Below are 17,681 nucleotides of genomic sequence, written 5' to 3' on the forward strand. Positions count from 1 at the left end.
CGCCGCCATGAGCGAGAGCCAGCGCCTCCATCTCGGCGGCCACCGACAGGTCCTCGAGATCGACGAGGGCGAGCCCGTCACGACCTCGGACGTCGTCGGCGCCCGGCGCGACTGGATCCGGCGGCGCGCACCCTGGCTGGCGGTCGCGGTCGTGGTCGCCGTGCTCGCCCTGGTCGGCGCGCAGACGCTGTTCGACGTCCGCGCGCGCGACCGGCTGGCGTACCTGGCCAGCGTGCCCGGCGTCCTGCAGCCGCTCCCCGAGCACGTCTCCACGCTCTGGGGCTGGACGCCCGCCGACGCGGTGACCCTCGTGGCCGACGACACCGCCGGCCGGTGGACGATCGGCACCCGCTACCGCCAGGGCGCCGTCGAGCTGCGCGGCATCGACCCGGACACCGGCGCACACCTGTGGTCCACGCCGTTCCCGATCGACGACGCGCTGCCGCCGGAGGCCCGCGGCACGTTCCCGTCCGTCTGGGTGCGGTGCGCGACCCTCCCGGCCGCACGCGCGGTCTGCGGCGCGGACCTCGCCGGCCCGGGGCAGGTCGTCGGCACGCCGCTCATGGTCCTCGACCCCAACGACGGCTCGGTGATCTCCCGTCGGATCCTGCCCGCCGGGACGCTCTGGGCCGCCAGCGACGGCCTCGTGGTGGTCGCGCGCCCGGTCGCCGACGACAGCACCCACACCCACTGGGACGTCCGCGCCACCGACCCGGGCACCGGCGCGCGCGTCTGGAGCGACAGCACGCCGTCGGTCGCGGCCTCGGAGCCCCTGCGCATCGGCAGCACCACGATCGACAGCGAGACCACGCTGAGCGCCGACGCCGACCGGGTCCTGCTCGCCGGCGACGGGCACGCGTGGCTGTGGTCGCCCGACGGGGAGCCGCTGACCCCGCACTCGGTCGGACCCAAGGGCTGGACCGAGCTCGGGCGCTCCGACACCCTCGCCTGGACGCCGTTCCAGAGCCTGGCCCACCCGGCGGGCGTGCTGGTCACCGATCGCGGCAAGCACGTCGCCGTGGACGGCTCGCAGGCCGACCTCGCGGTCGACGACGGGAGCGCGCGCAACGTCGTCCTGCTGCGCAACGGTCAGGGCGGCTCCGTCGTGGTCGCGCGCGACGCGACGACCGGCCGGGAGCTGTGGCGGGCCGAAGGGACCACGGGCCCCCTGATGGTGCTCGACGGCGCTGTGGTGACGGCGGGCTCCACCTCGGTGGTCTCCCGCGACGCACGGTCCGGCGACGAGCGCTGGCGCGCCCACGTCGACGCGACGCCCGTCTACCTGGGCGCCGACCCCCTGCACGTCGTCGTCCTCACCGACGACCTCCAGCTGCGCACGCTCGACCTCGTCGACGGACGGACGGCCGGCACCGCCGACGTCCGCTCGCTGCTGGGCGGCGGCTACGCCACCCTCGACGACGCGGAGGAGCACGGCGGGCGGCTGCTGCTCACGTTCCGCGACGGCTCCGGCCTGGCACTCGGGTGAAGGTGGCGTGAGAGCCACCCGCACGTGTGGTGCACGTCACGCCCGATTGCGGTGGTTCCGGCGTGGTGTGGCAAGATGACCGCGGGTCGCCGATGTACACCCTGCATCCGGCCCGTGTCATCGAGGACACCTTTGACACTCTTCACAACGGATCGTCCGGCACGTACCTGCCGGTGAAGGGATTGATCAGTCATGGCAACGGTCACTTTCGACAAGGCTTCCCGGATCTACCCGGGGACCGAGCGCCCCGCGGTCGACGCGCTCGACCTGCACATCGAGGACGGCGAGTTCCTCGTCCTCGTCGGCCCCTCCGGCTGTGGTAAGTCCACCTCGCTCCGCATGCTCGCGGGCCTCGAGGACGTCAACTCCGGCCGCATCCTCATCGGCGACCGCGACGTCACGGACGTCCAGCCGAAGGACCGCGACATCGCGATGGTGTTCCAGAACTACGCGCTGTACCCGCACATGACGGTGGCGGACAACATGGGCTTCGCGCTCAAGATCGCCGGCACCCCGAAGGCGGACATCCGCCAGCGCGTCGAGGAGGCTGCCAAGATCCTCGACCTGTCGCAGTACCTCGACCGCAAGCCGAAGGCCCTCTCCGGTGGCCAGCGTCAGCGTGTCGCCATGGGTCGCGCCATCGTGCGTTCGCCCCAGGTGTTCCTCATGGACGAGCCGCTCTCGAACCTCGACGCCAAGCTCCGCGTCCAGACCCGTACGCAGATCGCGTCGCTGCAGCGTCGTCTCGGTGTCACCACCGTCTACGTCACGCACGACCAGACCGAGGCCCTGACCATGGGCGACCGCATCGCGGTCCTCAAGGACGGCCTCCTGCAGCAGGTCGGCACGCCGCGCGACATGTACGACACCCCGGCCAACGTCTTCGTCGCCGGCTTCATCGGCTCGCCGGCCATGAACATCGGCACGTTCCCGGTGCTCGACGGCAACGCCAACCTCGGCCGGACCGCCGTTCCGATCCCCCGTGACGCCATCGGCCAGCTGACCGAGGACGACAAGAACCACATCACCGTCGGCTTCCGCCCCGAGTCCGTGGACGTCGTGCCCTCCGGCACCCCCGGCGGCATCCCGGTCATCGTGAACATCGTCGAGGAGCTCGGCTCCGACGCGTTCGTCTACGGCTCGCTGACCAACGAGTTCGGCCACGCCGCCGACGTGCACTCCGGTGCCGGCGACGCCCAGGTCATCGTGCGCGTCGACCCGCGCCAGGTGCCCGCCAAGGGCGAGACCATCTACATCGCGATCCGCGCGGGCGAGTCCCACCTGTTCCACGCCGGCTCGGGCGAGCGCATCGCCATCTGATCGTCTGATCGCCGAGGGGCGGTCCTGGCACTCGCCGGGGCCGTCCCTTTGGTGTTGGCACCTGCTGGGAGAATGGTCGTCATGAACGCGCTGCAGATCACCGCGGCCTCGCCGGACCCGGCGCTGCTCGACCTTCCCTGGCACCTCCCGCTCGAGGACTGGCCCGCCGAGACGCTGGCCGCCCTCCCCCGCGGCATCTCGCGGCACATCGTGCGGTTCGTGAAGATGTCCGGGCGGGTCATCGCCGTCAAGGAGATCGGCGAGACCGTCGCGTACCGCGAGTACGAGCTGCTGCGCCAGCTGCGGCGCCTGGACGTCCCCGGCGTCGAGCCCGTGGGCGTGATCACCGGCCGCTCGGACGCCTCCGGCGAACGACTCGAGGCCTGCCTCATCACGCAGCACCTCTCGTTCTCGCTGCCCTACCGCGCGCTGTTCAGCCAGGTCCTGCAGCCCGACACGGCCACGCGGCTGATCGACGCCCTCGCGGTGCTCCTGGTCCGGCTGCACCTGGTCGGCTTCTACTGGGGTGACGTGTCGCTGTCCAACACCCTGTTCCGACGAGACGCCGAGACCTTCGCCGCGTACCTCGTCGACGCCGAGACGGGCGACCTGCACGACCGCCTCACCGACGGCCAGCGCGGGTACGACCTCGAGATCGCCCGCGTGAACATCATCGGCGAGCTCATGGACCTGCAGGCGGGCGAGTTCCTCGAGGAGGACGTCGACGCCGTCGCCATCGGGGACGCCCTCGCCGAGCGGTACGAGGAGCTGTGGCGTGCCCTGACCGAGCCCGAGACGTTCGGCTACGGCGACCGCTGGCGCGTCCAGGCCCGCATCGACCGCCTCAACGACCTGGGGTTCGACGTCGGCGAGCTCGACATCACCACCGACGTCGACGGCACGCGCGTCGTCATCCAGCCGAAGGTCGTCGACGCCGGGCACCACTCCCGCCGCCTCATGCGCCTCACCGGCCTGGACGTGCAGGAGAACCAGGCCCGCCGGCTCCTGAACGACCTCGACGAGTACAGGGCCGCCACCGACCGGCAGCGCGAGGACGAGTCGTTCGTCGCCCACGACTGGCTCACCGACGTGTTCGAGCCCGCCGTCCGCGCCGTCCCCCGCGACCTGCGCGGCAAGCTCGAGCCCGCGCAGATCTACCACGAGCTGCTCGACCACCGGTGGTACCTGTCCGAGCAGGCCGGCCACGACGTGTCCATGAAGAAGGCCGTGAAGAGCTACCTCAAGGACATCCTGCCCAACCGTCCCGACGAGCAGGCGATCCTCGGCGTGCAGGCGGGCGAGATCCCCGAGACAGGCATGATCCCCCGCATCGACGACCCGCTCATCGGCTGACCGGGCCACCGCCCGCCACCTGCCCTCCGAGGCGGGTCTAGCCGCCGACGGCGCCCGCGGGACGCGACGGCGCCCCGTGCTTGTGGCGCCGTCGCGTCTACCGGGCGCCGTCGGCGCGCCCTGTGGACGGGACGCGATACGCATCCGAGCGCGGTGGCAGGCTCGTGCGGTGGACCGAGCGGACGAGCTGGACGGGTTGGTCGGTCGTGGGGTGTTCACGACACAGGACGCCCTGGCCGCAGGGCTCACCCACGGTCGGCTCGCGCACGAGGTCGCCCATGACGTCGTCGTCAGGGTCCGCCGCGGCTGCTACGTCGGCGCAGCCCGCTGGCGGTCGGCGGCACCGGGCGAGCGGCATCTCCTTCGGGTCCGCGCGGCGGCCCAGGAGATGCCCGGCGCGGTGTTCTCGCACGCGTCGGCGGCGGCGGTCTGGGGCCTCCCGCGGGTCGGCGCCTGGCCGTCGTCGATCGAGGTCGCGACTCAGCGACGCGGTGGCGGACGGTCGAAGCCGGGAGTCGTCCGCCGCGACTCGACGAACGAGGTGCCCGCCGTCCAGGTCGACGGGCTGCTGGTCACCGGGCMGGCCAGGACGGTCGTCGACCTCGCGCGGACCTCCACGTTCGTGACCGGTCTCGCTGCCGCCGACCACGCCCTGCACCACCAGCTCACCACCCACGCCGATCTCGCGGCAGCGCTCGACGAGCTCGGCACCAGGCGCGGAGCTCGAGCGGCGCGGCGGGTCCTCGAGCACGCGTCGGGATTGGCCGAGTCGACGGGCGAGTCCCTGAGCCGCGGCCGGATGATCGAGATCGGCATCCCGCTCCCGACTCTTCAGCAGCCACTGAAGGACGTTCGAGGTCCCGTCGGACGGGTGGACTTCTGGTGGCGCCACCTGCGCCTGATCGGAGAGTTCGACGGGCGGATCAAGTACCGCGTCGACGGCGTCGAGGACCGCCGAGCACTCGAGGAGCGGCTCTGGGCCGAGAAGCTCCGGGAGGATCGACTACGCGCGGGCGGCGCGAGGATGGTCCGCTGGACCTGGGACGTCGCACTCGACCGCGACCGCTTCGCCGCCCACCTGGCCACGGCCGGCCTGACGGCCACCCGCTGAAGCGCACCCGCCGACGGCGCCCCGGGCCTGCGACGGCGCCCCGTGTGGCTGGCGCCGTCGCGCATTTCGGGCGCCGTCGGCGATTCCGGCGGGCCTGCGGCCGTGCGGCACGTCCGCGGCGGGCCAGCGGCGGTGCGGCCGCCGACCGCGGCGTCAGACTGCGCGCTGGCGGGCGACCTCGTAGAGGGCGATGCCCGCGGCGACGCCGGCGTTGAGCGACTCGACCGCGGACGTGATCGGGATCGAGGCGATGGCGTCGCACTGCTCGCGCACCAGGCGGGACAGGCCCTTGCCCTCGGAGCCGACGACGAGCACGAGCGGGTCGGTCGCGTAGGGCAGCTCGGTGATCGTGGTGTCGCCGCCGCCGTCCAGCCCGACGACGAACACGCCGGCCTGCTTGAGCCCCTGCAGGGTGCGCACGAGGTTGGTCACGCGGGCGACCGGCACGCGTGCCGCGGCACCGGCGGAGACCTTCCACGCGGACGCGGTGACGCCGGCGGCACGCCGCTCCGGCACCAGCACGCCGTGCGCTCCGAACGCGCCCGCGGACCGCAGGACCGCGCCGAGGTTGCGCGGGTCGGTCACGCCGTCGAGCGCGACGATCAGCGCCGCACGGTCCGACTCCGCGGCCGCGTCGAGCAGGTCGTCGTCGTCGGCGTACTCGTAGGGGGGGACCTGGATGGCGACGCCCTGGTGGACGGAGCCGTCGGTCAGGCGGTCGAGCTCGGAGCGGCTGACCTCGAGCAGCGGGTAGTTCGAGTTGCCTGCCGCAGCGATGATCTCGCGCGTGCGGTCGTCGGCCTCCAGGCGCGAGGCGATGTACACCGTCGACACCGGGATGCCCGCGCGCAGCGCCTCGACCACGCTGTTGCGGCCGGACACGATCTCGTGGGTCGAGCTCTTGCGCCCGCCCTTGGAGCCGGCCGCGCTGCGCGACGCCCCCGCCGCCTGCCGCCCGGAGGTCCCGCGCGTCCCGGCGACCGCGCGGCGCTCGGCCGCGATCTTCGCCTTGTGCGCCGGGTGGTACTCGCGGTCCTCGGCCTTGGGCGTCGGGCCGCGACCCTCGAGCGAGCGGCGGTTCTTGCCGCCGGTGCCCGCGCTCGCGGTCTTCTTGGATCCTGCCTTGCGGGTGGCCCCGCGGCGGGAGGAGTTGCCAGCCATGCTGTGTTCCTTTGTTCTGAAGCGTGTGGGGTCCGGCTGGTGTCAGCCGTCGACGTCGGTGCGCGCGGCCAGCGACCAGCGCGCCCCGGAAGATGAATCCTCGACGACGACCCCGGCCGCGGCGAGGCGGTCCCGGATCGCGTCGGACGTGGCGAAGTCGCGGGCGGCGCGGGCCTGCGCGCGGGCCTCGAGCTCGGAGGCGACCACCGACTCCAGGGCGTGCACGTAGCGCTCGTCGCCCGTCGTGGCACGCCAGTGCTCGCCGGCCGGGTCGAGGCCGAGCACGTCGAGCATCGCGCGGAGCACGACCATCGACTCACGCGCCTCGGCGGCGTCCCCGCGCGCGAGCGCGGAGTTGCCGGTGCGCAGGTGCTCGTGCACGACCGCGAGCGCGGCCGGGACGTTGAGGTCGTCGTCCATCGCGGCGACGAAGTCGTCGGGCAGCTTCGCGGACGCCACCTCGGCGTCGTCGGCCACACCGACCTTCTCGGCGGCCCGCTCGACGAACCCCGCGAGCCGGTCCCACGTCGCCTCGGCCTCGCGCAGGGTGTCGTCGGACCACTCGAGCATGGAGCTGTACTGGACGGCGGTCATCGCGTACCGCAGGACCGACGCGCGCTCCTTGGCCAGCACCGCGGTGACCAGCAGGCCGTTGCCGAGCGACTTGCTCATCTTGGCGCCGCCCTGCGTGACCCAGCCGTTGTGCAGCCAGTACCGCGCGAACCCGTACCCGGCCGCGCGCGACTGCGCCTGCTCGTTCTCGTGGTGCGGGAACCGCAGGTCCAGGCCGCCGCCGTGGATGTCGAACGTCTCGCCCAGGTAGCGCTGCGCCATGGCGGAGCACTCCAGGTGCCAGCCCGGCCGGCCGCGGCCGAACGGGGTGTCCCAGCTCGCCGTGTCGGGCTCCCCCGGCTTCGCGGCCTTCCAGAGGGCGAAGTCGCGCGGGTCGCGCTTGGCGTCGTCGTCGACCGTGCCGTCCGGCGCCGGGATCATGTCGTCCACGCGCTGGTTGGTCAGCGCGCCGTAGTCGCCGTAGCTGCGGACGTCGAACCACACGTCGCCGGGGCTCGTCGTGTAGGCATGGCCCTTCTCGACGAGCCGCACCATCAGCTCGATCATCGCGGGCACGTGCCCGGTCGCCCGCGGCTCGTAGCTGGGCGGCAGGACCCCGAGGGCGTCGTAGGCCTCGCTGAACGCGCGCTCGTTGAGCATCGCCCAGGCCCACCACGCCTCGCCCGCGTCGGCGGCCTTCGCGAGGATCTTGTCGTCGATGTCGGTGACGTTGCGGATGAGCGTGACCCTGTTGCCCGACCGGCGCAGCCAGCGGACGAGCACGTCGAAGGCGACCGCCGACCGCAGGTGGCCGATGTGCGGCGCCGACTGCACGGTCGCGCCACACAGGTACACGCCCACCTCGCCGGGAACGAGCGGTACGAAGTCACGCACCGTCCGGGTCGCGGTGTCGAAGAGGCGCAGGGTCACGCGGGCAAGGCTACCGGGCGCAGCGCCCCGCCCCGCGCCCGCCGGGGATCCCCGACGTCCGCGTTCGCGCTCGTCGTCGGCCCGACGAGTGCGGGCCGGGGCGGTCAGCCGAAGGTGTGGGACTCGCCGCGGTACGTGGGGACGGTGGCCTCGATGGTGGTGTCCCGGACCAGGTGCACCGACTCGAAGCGCTCCATGACCTCGCCCGACTTGGCGTGCCGGAACCAGACGCGGTCGCCGACGCGCAGGTCGGCGCCGCCGGACAGGCGCAGCGGCGTCTGCACCTCGCCGGCGCCCTCGCGGCTGGTCAGCGACAGCCCGCCGGGCCAGACCGGACGCGGCTGGCGGGACTTCGTCGACGGGCCGGACGCGATGTAGCCGCCACCGAACACCGTCGCGAAGCCCGCGGCAGGGATGCGGACCACGTCGAGCCCGAAGAACGCGGCAGGGCGAGGCGTGAACGACCGGTAGGAGTCGAACAGGGTGGGCACGAACAGGCCCGAGCCGGCCGTGACCTCGGTGACGGCCGGGTCGGCGGCGCTGCTCGCGACGGAGCCGGAGCCGCCGCTGTTCACCAGGGAGAGCTCGTGCCCGACGCCGTCCTGCACCGCGGCGACGACGGCGGCACGGCGGGAGGCCAGGTCCGCGATCGACAGGCGCTTGACCGCGCGGACCGCCGCGCTGGAGTCGGGCAGACCGGCCACCTGGGCCTCGTAGAACATGACGCCGACCACGTCGACGCCCGGACGAGCGGCGATCGCGCGGGCGAGCGCCCCGGCGTCGGCCGCCGAGTGAACCGGCGAGCGACGCACGCCGAGGTGCGCGGCCAGCGGGCCGATCTTGACGCGCAGCGACGCGTCGACGTCCAGGCAGAGCCGGATCGTGACGCCGTGCGCGGACGCCGAGCGGGCCGCGAGGTCTACCTGCGCGAGGTCGTCGACCATGAGCGTGACGGCGGCGACCGCGGCGGGGTCGGCCGCGAGCTTGTCCATGGCGTCGGTGTCGACGGTCGGGTAGCCCATCAGGACGTCGTCGACACCCTGCGAGACGAGCCAGAGCGCCTCCCGCAGCGAGTACGCCATGACGCCCGCGAAGCCGTCGCGGGCGAGCACGCGCTGCAGGACGGCGCGGACACGCACGGACTTGCTGGCGACGCGGATGGGCGTGCCGGCCGCGCGCCGCACCAGGTCGGTCGCGTTGGCGTCGAGAGCATCGAGGTCGACGACTGCCAGCGGTGCGGGCAGTCCTCGGGTGGCGGTGTCGAGCCGGTCGCCCAGCTTCACGCGGGCACCTCCTCAGGCGTAGGTGGGCGTCGGGCGGCGGGCGTCGCGAACCGGCCCGCGAGGGCGGCCACGGTGACGACCAGCGCGACGGGGACGAGGAAGCCGATCCGGAACGACGTGGCGTTCCCGATCGCGCCGACCATGACGGCCCCGAGCAGCGTCCCGACGTAGTTGAAGACGTTGAGCCGGGCGATGACGGCGTCGGCGTGGTCGGGCGCGAGGGCGCCGGCCGCGGAGAAGCACAGCGGCGCGATGAGCCCGAGCCCGGCGCCGGCGACCGCGAAGCCGATCGTCGCCGCCACGACCCCGGGTGCCGTGATGACCAGGAGCAGACCGGCGGCGCCGACGAGCGACGAGACTCGGACGACGCGGACGCGGCCCCAGCGCCGCACGGCCGAGTCGCCGACGAGCCGGGACGCGAGCGTCGCGCCCAGGTACGGCGCGATGACGAGCGGCGCGACCCAGTCGGCCGCGTCGAGCGCGTCGAGCAGGTAGATGGTTCCCCAGGTCTGCGTCGCGTTGTCGACCGCGAAGTACGCGACGACGGCGACGGCCAGCACGAGCATCGGACCCCAGGGCACGTGCGCCCGCGGCGGGTCGTCGGCGCCCGCCAGGGGCGCATCCTGCGTCCGTGCCCCGTCGCGCATCGCCAGCGCCGCCGCGACCCAGGCCACCGGCGCGGCGAGCAGGAACAGCACATGCACGGGCTCGAGCGGGAGGTCCGCTGCCACGGACGCGGCGACGGCGAACGACGCCAGGACGGCTCCCGCGGACCACGACGCGTAGAAGCCCGAGGTCAGCGGTCGGCCGTAGGCGCGCTGCACCGCGATGGCCTGCATGTTGAGCGAGGCGTCGACCATGCCGAGCGACAGCCCGTAGACGACGAACGCCACGACGACCAGGGCGAACGTGGGCACGACCGCGATGATCGGCACGATCACGCCGATCCCGACCAGACCCGCGGTGAGCGCGACGCGGCTGCCGCCGCGCCGGCTCACCGTGTCGGCGACGAAGGTTCCTGCGGCCGCGGCGAGCAGGACGCCGAGCACGGCGAGCGTGATCGCGCCGTCGTCGACGCCGTACCGCGTCTTGAACGAGTCCAGGCTCAGCAGGATCAGGAGGAGGACGAATCCCTGGGCGCCGAAGCCGAGGGACACGGCGACGCGCGCCCGGCGGTCCGCTCCGGCCGCCGCCGGGACGACAGCGCTCACGCGGGCAGTGCCTCGTCGCCGGTCGTCAGCAGCTCGTCCAGGTCGCCGGAGGGGTTGGCGACGGTCATGGAGAGCAGGAACTTGCCGAAGCCGTGCATGCCCTCGCGGGCCTTCTCCTCGTCGCCGTCGACCAGCCAGGCCAGCGAGTAGCCGTCGACGACCGCGACGACCGTGCGCGCGAGGGTCTCGAGCGGGACCGTGAAGGTCACGCCGGCTCCCTGCTCGACGCCCCGCAGGACCTGCTCCGCGGCGGCCCACTGGCCCCGGTACTGCTCGATCGCGACCTGGTTGAGCTCCGGGTGGCGCAGCGAGGAGGTCGTGAGCTCGTAGCTCAGCAGCTGCGAACCCCTCGAGTCCTTGATGCCGTCCCAGAGCGCGTCGATGGTGCCGTCGATGATGTCCGCGACCCCGGCCTCCGGCGGGAGCTCGCCCAGGCTGCGCTGGAGGTTGGCCGACGTGATGGCGTGCGCCATCGCGCGCAGCAGCTCGTCCTTGTCCTGGAAGCAGTAGTGCACGACGCCCAACGACACGCCGGCCTCGGCCGCGACCGCCCGCACGGTGGCGGCGTCGATGCCGTCCCGGCTCGCGACCGCGAGTGCAGCCTCGATGAGCTGCTCACGTCTTTCAGCGACAGGCAAACGATTCACGAAGGTCCCCTCCCTCGAACGGCGGCCCCACCGGTTGGCGCAACACCGGCGGGTGAGGCCGACGCCTCCCCAGTGCACAGTTTCAATACCCACCGTGACGATAGTCAAGGACCGGGCGCACTTGACTTGGACAGTTGACCAATAGGACCCTCTATTCCATGGGACACCCGTCCGGCTCCGTGGCGTGGCGCAACTGGTCGCGCACCGCGTCGGCGACCCCTCAGCGCGTGGTCTACCCCGCTGACCAGGACGAACTGGTCGAAACCGTACGGAGCGGGGCAGACGAGGGTCTGCAGGTGCGGGCGGTGGGCGCCGGGCACTCTTTCACCCCCGTGGCCGCGTCGGACGGCATGCACCTGCACCTCGATCGGCTGAACGCGTTCGAGCGTGTCGCGCCCCAGATCGATGGCACGACACACGTCACGGTCGGCGCGGGCATCCGCCTCGGCGCCCTGAACGCCGAGCTGGCTGCCCGCGGCCTGGGCATGCGGAACCTCGGCGACATCGACAAGCAGTCGGTCGCCGGCGCGATCTCGACCGGCACGCACGGCACCGGCGCCCGTCTCGGGGGCCTCGCGACGCAGGTCGTCGGCGCCCGCATCGTCACGGCCAAGGGTGAGGTTCTCGAGACCTGCCCCGAGCAGAACCCCGAGCTGTTCGAGCTGGCCCGCCTCGGCCTGGGCAGCGTCGGCGTGCTCTCCGCGGTCACCCTCGAGGTCGTCCCCGCGTTCAAGCTCGAGGCCGTCGAGGAACCCTGGCCCCTGGACCGCGTGCTCGAGCGCCTCGACGGACCCGACGGACTCGTCGAGGGCAACGACCACTTCGAGTTCTACTGGTTCCCGCACACGCGCCGCACCCTCACCAAGCGCAACAACAGGGTTCCCGACGAGGTCGAGCGGCCGCTGAACCCGGTCCGCGGCTGGATCGAGGACGAGCTGATGTCGAACGGCCTGTTCGCCGCGGTCAACGCGCTCGCGACGATCGCGCCGCGGACGACGGCCGGCATCAACGGCCTGTCCGCCCGCGCGCTGAGCTCGCGCCGCTTCGTCGCCCCCGCGCCCGAGGTCTTCGTCAGCCCCCGCCGCGTGCGCTTCCGCGAGATGGAGTACGCGATCCCCCGCGACCAGCTCGTCCCGGTGCTGACCGAGATCGACCGCTGGCTCGAGGCCTCGGGCGAGCGCGTCCCGTTCCCCGTCGAGATCCGGTTCGCCGCCGCCGACGACCTGTGGCTGTCCACGGCGCACGGCCGCGAGACCGCCTACATCGCCGTGCACCAGTACATCCGCCTGCCGTTCGAGACGTACTTCCGTGCGGTCGAGCAGATCGTCGCCGCCGTCGGGGGCCGTCCGCACTGGGGCAAGATGCACTGGCTCGAGGCCGACCGCCTCAGCCAGCTGTACCCCCGGTTCGCCGACGCGCAGCGAGTCCGGCAACAGGCCGACCCGGACGGCGTGTTCAGCAACCCGTACCTGTCCCGCCTCTTCGGCGCGTAAAGCCCTCACAGGGCGCACACCCTGGTCAACGGCCGCGCACGGGTGCACTCTGAGCCCGTGGCAGTCAGCAGCAGAGCCGTCGTCGCAACAGCGTTCGGCGGGCCCGAGGTCCTCCGCGTCGTCGAGGTGGACACCGCAGAACCCGGTCCCGGGAACGTCCTCATCGACGTCCGCGCCGCAGCCGTCAACGCGATCGACTGGAAGCGGTACTCGGGCGGGGGCAGCGCCGACCCCAGCCGGCTCCCGATGCGGCTCGGCTACGAGGTGTCCGGCGTCGTGAGCGCCGTCGGTCCGTCCGTCCGGTGGCTCTCGCCGGGCGACGAGGTCATCGCGTGGCGCGTCGACGGCGGCTACGCCGACCGGATCGTCGTCTCGGAGCAGGTGACCGTCCGCCGGCCGCCCAACCTCGACTGGGCTCCCGCCTCCGGTCTCCTGCTCACCGGCGCCACCGCGGTCCACACCCTGTCCGCGACCGGCACCCACGACGGCGACGTCGTCCTCGTGCACGGCGGGTCCGGGGGCGTCGGGCGGATGGTCGTGCAGCTGGCCGTCCTGCGCGGGGCCCAGGTGATAGCGACCGCGTCCCCGCGCCACCACGACGACCTGCGCGCCCTCGGCGCGATCCCGGTGGCCTACGGGGACGGGCTGCTCGACCGGCTGGACGACGCGGTCCGGACCACCGGGCCGATCACCGTCGCGATCGACACCGTCGGCACCGACGAGGCGCTCGACACCTCCGTCGCCGTCGTCGAGGACCGGCAGCGCGTCGCGACGATCGCGGGGTTCCGGCGGGCCGGCGAGCTGGGCATCCGGGCGCTGGGTGGGGGCCCGGGCGCCGACCCGGGGACTCTCGTCCGGGAGGCCGCCCGCGCGCAGCTGGCGGAGCTGGCGTCCGACGGGTCCCTCGACGTGCGGGTCGCGCAGACCTACGCGCTCGAGGACGCCGCCAAGGCCCACGCCGAGGGCATGACCGGCCACGCCAACGGGAAGCTGGTCCTGCTGCCCTGACGCCGTACCGTGCCGACCGGTCAGACCGTGCGGGTCAGCACCGGGACCGGGGGCGCGGTGCCCGTGAGCTGGCGTGGGGCGTGGTCGTCGAGGCCCATCAGGCCCGCACGCGTGGCCTCGAGGACGTCGAGCGGGAGGAACCCGCGGGGGTCGTCGAACCGCTGTCCGCCCGGGGTGCCCGCCGCGCGCACGACGGGCAGCTGCTGCGTGGGAGCGTCGGCGGTCTGGGTCACGGCAGGAACGTACCTTTCGTCCGAATCGGACGCCAGCCTGCAGACCCGGACCTCACCCGACGGTCACCCGGACGCGACCCCGAACGAGCGACACCCCCTCGGAACGCCCCGAACGGCCGCAGGCCCCGATCGCGACGCGTCCGCGCGCCGGTGCCGAACGGTCGCGGGGCGGGTGCGCAGGTCAGGACTCGTGCATCGTCACGCGCGACGTCGGTCAGCCCGGCGGGGCGATCTGCGCGGCGAGGGACCGGAGCTCGTGCAGGACGCGGCGGACGACGAGGCGCTCGGCGCGGTCGCGACGCAGGAGGGCGTCGATCCGGCGGCCGGCCCGCACGCCCTCCAGCGGGACGAGCCGGATCCGCGTGCTGCCGCCGAACGTGTAGCGCGGCAGGAGCGAGATGCCGTGCCCGGCGCCGACGAGCGCCTCGACCACGTGGAAGTCGTTGACCCGGTGCACGATGCGCCGCGCCGTCCCGGCCCGGCCGGCGACCTCGGTGACCAGCGAGGCGATCGGGAAGCCGACGCGCACCGAGATCCACGAGGCGTCGGCCAGGTCGGTCGGGTGGACGGATGCGCGCGACGCGAGCGGGTGGTCGAGCGGCACGGCGACGTCGAGCGGCTCGCGCAGCAACGGCACCACCTGCACGCCCGGCCAGTCGGGCGCGTCCTCGGGCCGGTGGGCGACGACGATGTCGATCCGGTCGGTGAGCGCCGCGAAGTCCTCCTGGGCCACGTCCTCGTCGGTGCACTCCAGCGTGATGCCGTCGAGCAGCCCCACGCGGGTCAGCAGCCCGGGCAGGAGCAGCTCTGCGCCGCTCTGGAACGCCGACACCCTCACGATGCCCTCGGGGCGCTCCCGGAAGGCGTCACAGGCCGCCTGGGCGCGTTCCAGGGCCACTGCGACGTCCACGGCGGCCGCGGCCAGAGCCTCCCCCGCGGGGGTCAGCCGGAGCCCGCGCCCGACCCGCTCGGTGAGGGGCACCCCGGCCTCGCGCTGCAGCACGGCCACCTGCTGCGACACCGCGGACGGCGTGAGGTGCAGGACGGCCGCCGCGGCGGTCACGCCGCCCTGCGACCCGACCGTGCGGAGCGTCTCGAGCGCGCGAGCATCCATGTAGGCACGCTACATCGTCGGATAAATATCTTTCGCTGGTGCTGAACGAAAGCCCGGACACACACTCGTCGCATGACCACCCGGGACCGCCTGCTCGCCGCACTGGTCGCCGTGCTCTGGGGCCTGAACTTCACCGCCATCCACGTGTCGCTGCAGCAGTTCCCGCCGTTCTTCCTCGTGGCGTTCCGGTTCGCCCTGCTCGCGGTCCCGACCCTGCTGCTGGTTCCCCGCCCGTCGGCGCCCTGGCGCTGGATCCTGCTGTACGGGACCGGGTTCGGCGTCCTGCAGTTCGTGTTCCTCTACCTGGCGATGGCCAACGGGATGCCGACGGGGCTCGCGTCGCTGGTGCTGCAGTCGTCGGCACCGTTCACGGTCGTCCTGGCGGCGACGTTCCTGCGGGAGCGGCTGACGGCCCGGCAGGGTGTCGGCATCCTGCTCGCCGTGGCGGGTCTGGGCGGCATCGCGGCGCACCGGGCGGGCCTGAACGGCGGCGCCACGCTGGTCCCGGTGCTGCTCACGCTCGCGGGCGGCCTGGGCTGGGCGATCGGCAACCTGGGCAGCCGCAAGGCCATGCAGGCCAGCCCGCACGAGCCCGTTCGTTTGCTGCTGTGGATGTCGGTCGTGCCGCCGCTGCCGATGCTGGCGCTGTCGCTGCTCATCGAGGGGCCGGCCGCGATCGGCGACTCGTTCACCGGTCTGACGAGCACCCAGGGCCTGCTCGCGCTCGCCGGGCTGGCCTACACCGTCCTCGTCGCGACCCTGTGCGGCGGCATGCTCTGGACCGGCCTGATGGGACGGCACCCGTCCAGCACCGTCGCCCCGTTCTCCATGCTCGTCCCCGTCGCCGGCATCGCCGCCTCGTGGTTCCTGCTGCGTGAGCGCACGAGCGTCATCGAGCTGGCCTGGGGCGCCCTCGTGCTGGGCGGCGTCCTGCTGGGCAGCACGCGGTCCCGGCGCAAGGCCGTCGCGACGAACGACGCGGACCAGCGGATCGCACCACCGGCCGACGCGAAGGAGTCCGTCGCGAGGACGAACCGCGCGGCTCAGTCGGCCGCGACCACCAGCGCCGTGGCGATCGCCGCGACGCCCTCCCCGCGGCCGGTCAGCCCGAGCCCGTCGGTCGTCGTGGCGGACACGCTCACGGGCGCCCCGGCGGCCTCCGAGAGCGCCGCCTCGGCCTCGGCGCGGCGCTGACCGATCTTCGGCCGGTTCCCGATCACCTGCACGGCGACGTTCCCGACGACGAACCCCGCGGCGCGCACGCGCGAGGCCGCCTCGGCCAGGAGGACGGCACCGGCCGCGCCGGCCCACTGCGGCTCGGACGTGCCGAAGTTCGACCCGAGGTCCCCCAGACCCGCGGCGGACAGGAGCGCGTCCGCGCAGGCGTGCGCGGCGACGTCGGCGTCGGAGTGGCCCTCCAGCGGCCGCTCCCCGGGCCACACCAGCCCGGCGAGGTGCAGCACGGCACCCTCGGCGGGGTCGGCCGCGTAGGCGTGCACGTCGATCCCGATCCCGGTGCGGGGCAGGGCGGCGCTCATCGGTCCTCCAGCAGCAGCGTCGCCACGGCGAGATCGCGCGGCGTGGTGATCTTGGCGGCCCGCTCGTCGCCGGCGACGACCCAGACCCGTTCCCCGAGACGCTCGACCAGACCGGCGTCGTCGGACGCGGAGGTCGACTCGTCGAGGGCGTCGGAAGCGAACGTCTCGTGCGCCCGCCGCAGCAGCTCCGCCGAGAACCCCTGCGGCGTCTGCACGGCCCGCAGGTCGGCGCGCGGGACGGTCTCGAGCACGGGCTCGACCGAGCCGCCCGCCGACACCCGCTTGATCGTGTCGGTGACGGGCAGCCCGGGCACGACGGCGGCATGCCCGTCGAGGACCGCGTCGATCACGCGCGCGATCAGCGACGGCGGCGCCAGCGGGCGTGCGGCGTCGTGCACGAGCACCACGGAGACCTCGTCGGAGGTCTGCTCGACGAGCGACGTCAGCGCCGCCAGCCCGGCCGCCACGGACGCCTGCCGCGTGGGCCCACCGGCGACGACCTGCACGTCCAGCCCGGTCAGGGCCTCGCGGACCGCGGACACGTGCTCAGCGGGCGCGGTGACCACCAGCGCCCGGACATGCTGATCGCCCGCCGCGCGTGCCGCCAGGAGGTTCCTGGCGGCGTGCACGACGAGCGACTGACCCCCCAGCGGCACCAGTGCCTTCGGGAGGGGATGACCCAACCTGCTACCGCTCCCGGCGGCAGTCAGGACAGCAACGACGGTCACCTGGCGTCAGGACGCCAGGACCTCGTCGAGGATCGCTTCGGCCTTCTCCTCCTCGGTGTGCTCGGCAAGTGCGAGCTCCGAGACGAGGATCTGGCGGGCCTTGGCGAGCATGCGCTTCTCGCCCGCGGACAGGCCACGGTCGGCGTCACGGCGGGACAGGTCGCGGACGACCTCGGCCACCTTGATGACGTCGCCCGACGCGAGCTTCTCGAGGTTTGCCTTGTAGCGGCGGGACCAGTTGGTCGGCTCTTCGGTGTACGGGGCGCGGAGCACCTCGAACACGCGGTCCAGACCTTCCTGCCCGACGACGTCACGAACGCCCACCAGGTCGACGTTCTCAGCGGGGACCTCGATGGTGAGATCTCCCTGAGCGACCTTGAGCTTGAGGTAGAGCTTGTCCTCTCCGCGGATGGTCCTGGTCTTGATCTCTTCGATCAATGCCGCACCGTGGTGCGGGTAGACAACGGTCTCCCCAACAGTGAAAGTCATCTGCAGGTGTCCCCTTTCGCAGAG

General features: G+C 73.3%; 16 protein-coding genes and 1 pseudogene. 7 read left to right on the forward strand and 10 right to left on the reverse strand.

Features of this window, described 5'->3' with window-relative positions:
- Window positions 1–7: 7 nt before the first annotated feature.
- The 4 genes from AC1DZC_RS16130 to AC1DZC_RS16145 all read left to right on the forward strand — a co-directional run bounded on the left by AC1DZC_RS16130 (window position 8) and on the right by AC1DZC_RS16145 (window position 5,270).
- Window positions 8–1,486: an outer membrane protein assembly factor BamB family protein gene (locus AC1DZC_RS16130; RefSeq protein WP_477043965.1), complete on the forward strand. Its 1,479-nt coding sequence runs from the start codon at window positions 8–10 to the stop codon at window positions 1,484–1,486.
- Window positions 1,487–1,678: 192 nt separating this feature from the next.
- Window positions 1,679–2,806 carry an ABC transporter ATP-binding protein gene (locus AC1DZC_RS16135; RefSeq protein WP_477039732.1) on the forward strand — a complete coding sequence of 376 codons (1,128 nt, stop codon included), beginning with the start codon at window positions 1,679–1,681 and terminating at the stop codon, window positions 2,804–2,806.
- An 81-nt stretch (window positions 2,807–2,887) separates the two neighbouring features.
- On the forward strand, window positions 2,888–4,159 hold the full coding sequence (locus tag AC1DZC_RS16140) for a DUF4032 domain-containing protein (protein WP_477043966.1): 1,272 nt from the start codon (window positions 2,888–2,890) through the stop codon (window positions 4,157–4,159).
- A 169-nt stretch (window positions 4,160–4,328) separates the two neighbouring features.
- Window positions 4,329–5,270 (forward strand): type IV toxin-antitoxin system AbiEi family antitoxin domain-containing protein, encoded by a 942-nt coding sequence (locus AC1DZC_RS16145; RefSeq protein ID WP_477043967.1) that lies wholly within the window; start codon window positions 4,329–4,331, stop codon window positions 5,268–5,270.
- 153 nt (window positions 5,271–5,423) lie between these two features.
- Here the strand turns inward: AC1DZC_RS16145 and rlmB are convergent, their stop codons facing one another.
- From rlmB to AC1DZC_RS16170, 5 genes are all read right to left on the reverse strand, one after another.
- The gene (gene rlmB, locus AC1DZC_RS16150; protein WP_477043968.1) at window positions 5,424–6,431 is read right to left on the reverse strand and encodes a 23S rRNA (guanosine(2251)-2'-O)-methyltransferase RlmB; all 1,008 of its coding nucleotides are present in this window, start codon (window positions 6,429–6,431) and stop codon (window positions 5,424–5,426) included.
- Window positions 6,432–6,473: 42 nt separating this feature from the next.
- Window positions 6,474–7,913 carry a cysteine--tRNA ligase gene (cysS, locus tag AC1DZC_RS16155; protein WP_477043969.1) on the reverse strand — a complete coding sequence of 480 codons (1,440 nt, stop codon included), beginning with the start codon at window positions 7,911–7,913 and terminating at the stop codon, window positions 6,474–6,476.
- A 104-nt stretch (window positions 7,914–8,017) separates the two neighbouring features.
- Window positions 8,018–9,196: an alanine racemase gene (locus AC1DZC_RS16160; RefSeq protein ID WP_477039727.1), complete on the reverse strand. Its 1,179-nt coding sequence runs from the start codon at window positions 9,194–9,196 to the stop codon at window positions 8,018–8,020.
- Window positions 9,193–10,407 carry an MFS transporter gene (locus tag AC1DZC_RS16165; RefSeq protein WP_477043970.1) on the reverse strand — a complete coding sequence of 405 codons (1,215 nt, stop codon included), beginning with the start codon at window positions 10,405–10,407 and terminating at the stop codon, window positions 9,193–9,195. The genes AC1DZC_RS16160 and AC1DZC_RS16165 overlap by 4 nt, the downstream gene beginning before the upstream one ends.
- Complete coding sequence (locus AC1DZC_RS16170; protein WP_477039725.1) at window positions 10,404–11,054, reverse strand: TetR/AcrR family transcriptional regulator; 651 nt, start codon at window positions 11,052–11,054, stop codon at window positions 10,404–10,406. The genes AC1DZC_RS16165 and AC1DZC_RS16170 overlap by 4 nt, the downstream gene beginning before the upstream one ends.
- 158 nt (window positions 11,055–11,212) lie before the next feature.
- Between AC1DZC_RS16170 and AC1DZC_RS16175 the strand changes: the two genes are divergently transcribed.
- Window positions 11,213–12,547, forward strand: coding sequence for a D-arabinono-1,4-lactone oxidase (locus AC1DZC_RS16175; protein WP_477043971.1), 1,335 nt, complete (start codon window positions 11,213–11,215; stop codon window positions 12,545–12,547).
- 57 nt (window positions 12,548–12,604) lie between these two features.
- Window positions 12,605–13,555 (forward strand): NADP-dependent oxidoreductase, encoded by a 951-nt coding sequence (locus AC1DZC_RS16180; protein WP_477043972.1) that lies wholly within the window; start codon window positions 12,605–12,607, stop codon window positions 13,553–13,555.
- Window positions 13,556–13,575: 20 nt separating this feature from the next.
- Here the strand turns inward: AC1DZC_RS16180 and AC1DZC_RS16185 are convergent, their stop codons facing one another.
- Together AC1DZC_RS16185 and AC1DZC_RS16190 are read right to left on the reverse strand one after the other, a co-directional pair.
- On the reverse strand, window positions 13,576–13,788 hold the full coding sequence (locus tag AC1DZC_RS16185; RefSeq protein ID WP_477043973.1) for a hypothetical protein: 213 nt from the start codon (window positions 13,786–13,788) through the stop codon (window positions 13,576–13,578).
- 214 nt (window positions 13,789–14,002) lie between these two features.
- Complete coding sequence (locus AC1DZC_RS16190; protein ID WP_477043974.1) at window positions 14,003–14,902, reverse strand: LysR family transcriptional regulator; 900 nt, start codon at window positions 14,900–14,902, stop codon at window positions 14,003–14,005.
- 72 nt (window positions 14,903–14,974) lie between these two features.
- On the opposite strand from AC1DZC_RS16190, the pseudogene AC1DZC_RS16195 reads away from it, so the two are divergent.
- A pseudogene (locus tag AC1DZC_RS16195) lies at window positions 14,975–15,778 on the forward strand (EamA family transporter); the annotation flags it as partial.
- Window positions 15,779–15,945: 167 nt separating this feature from the next.
- Here the strand turns inward: AC1DZC_RS16195 and ispF are convergent.
- The 3 genes from ispF to AC1DZC_RS16210 are packed head-to-tail and all read right to left on the reverse strand — an operon-like array spanning window position 15,946 to window position 17,657.
- Complete coding sequence (ispF, locus tag AC1DZC_RS16200; protein ID WP_477043975.1) at window positions 15,946–16,440, reverse strand: 2-C-methyl-D-erythritol 2,4-cyclodiphosphate synthase; 495 nt, start codon at window positions 16,438–16,440, stop codon at window positions 15,946–15,948.
- Window positions 16,437–17,168, reverse strand: a complete 732-nt coding sequence (gene ispD, locus AC1DZC_RS16205) for a 2-C-methyl-D-erythritol 4-phosphate cytidylyltransferase (RefSeq protein ID WP_477043976.1) — start codon at window positions 17,166–17,168, stop codon at window positions 16,437–16,439. Before ispD ends, ispF begins: the two co-directional genes overlap by 4 nt.
- A 6-nt stretch (window positions 17,169–17,174) precedes the next feature.
- Window positions 17,175–17,657: a CarD family transcriptional regulator gene (locus AC1DZC_RS16210; protein WP_028046210.1), complete on the reverse strand. Its 483-nt coding sequence runs from the start codon at window positions 17,655–17,657 to the stop codon at window positions 17,175–17,177.
- Window positions 17,658–17,681 lie beyond the last annotated feature (24 nt).

The organism is Cellulomonas sp. P2_B4, assembly GCF_056404795.1.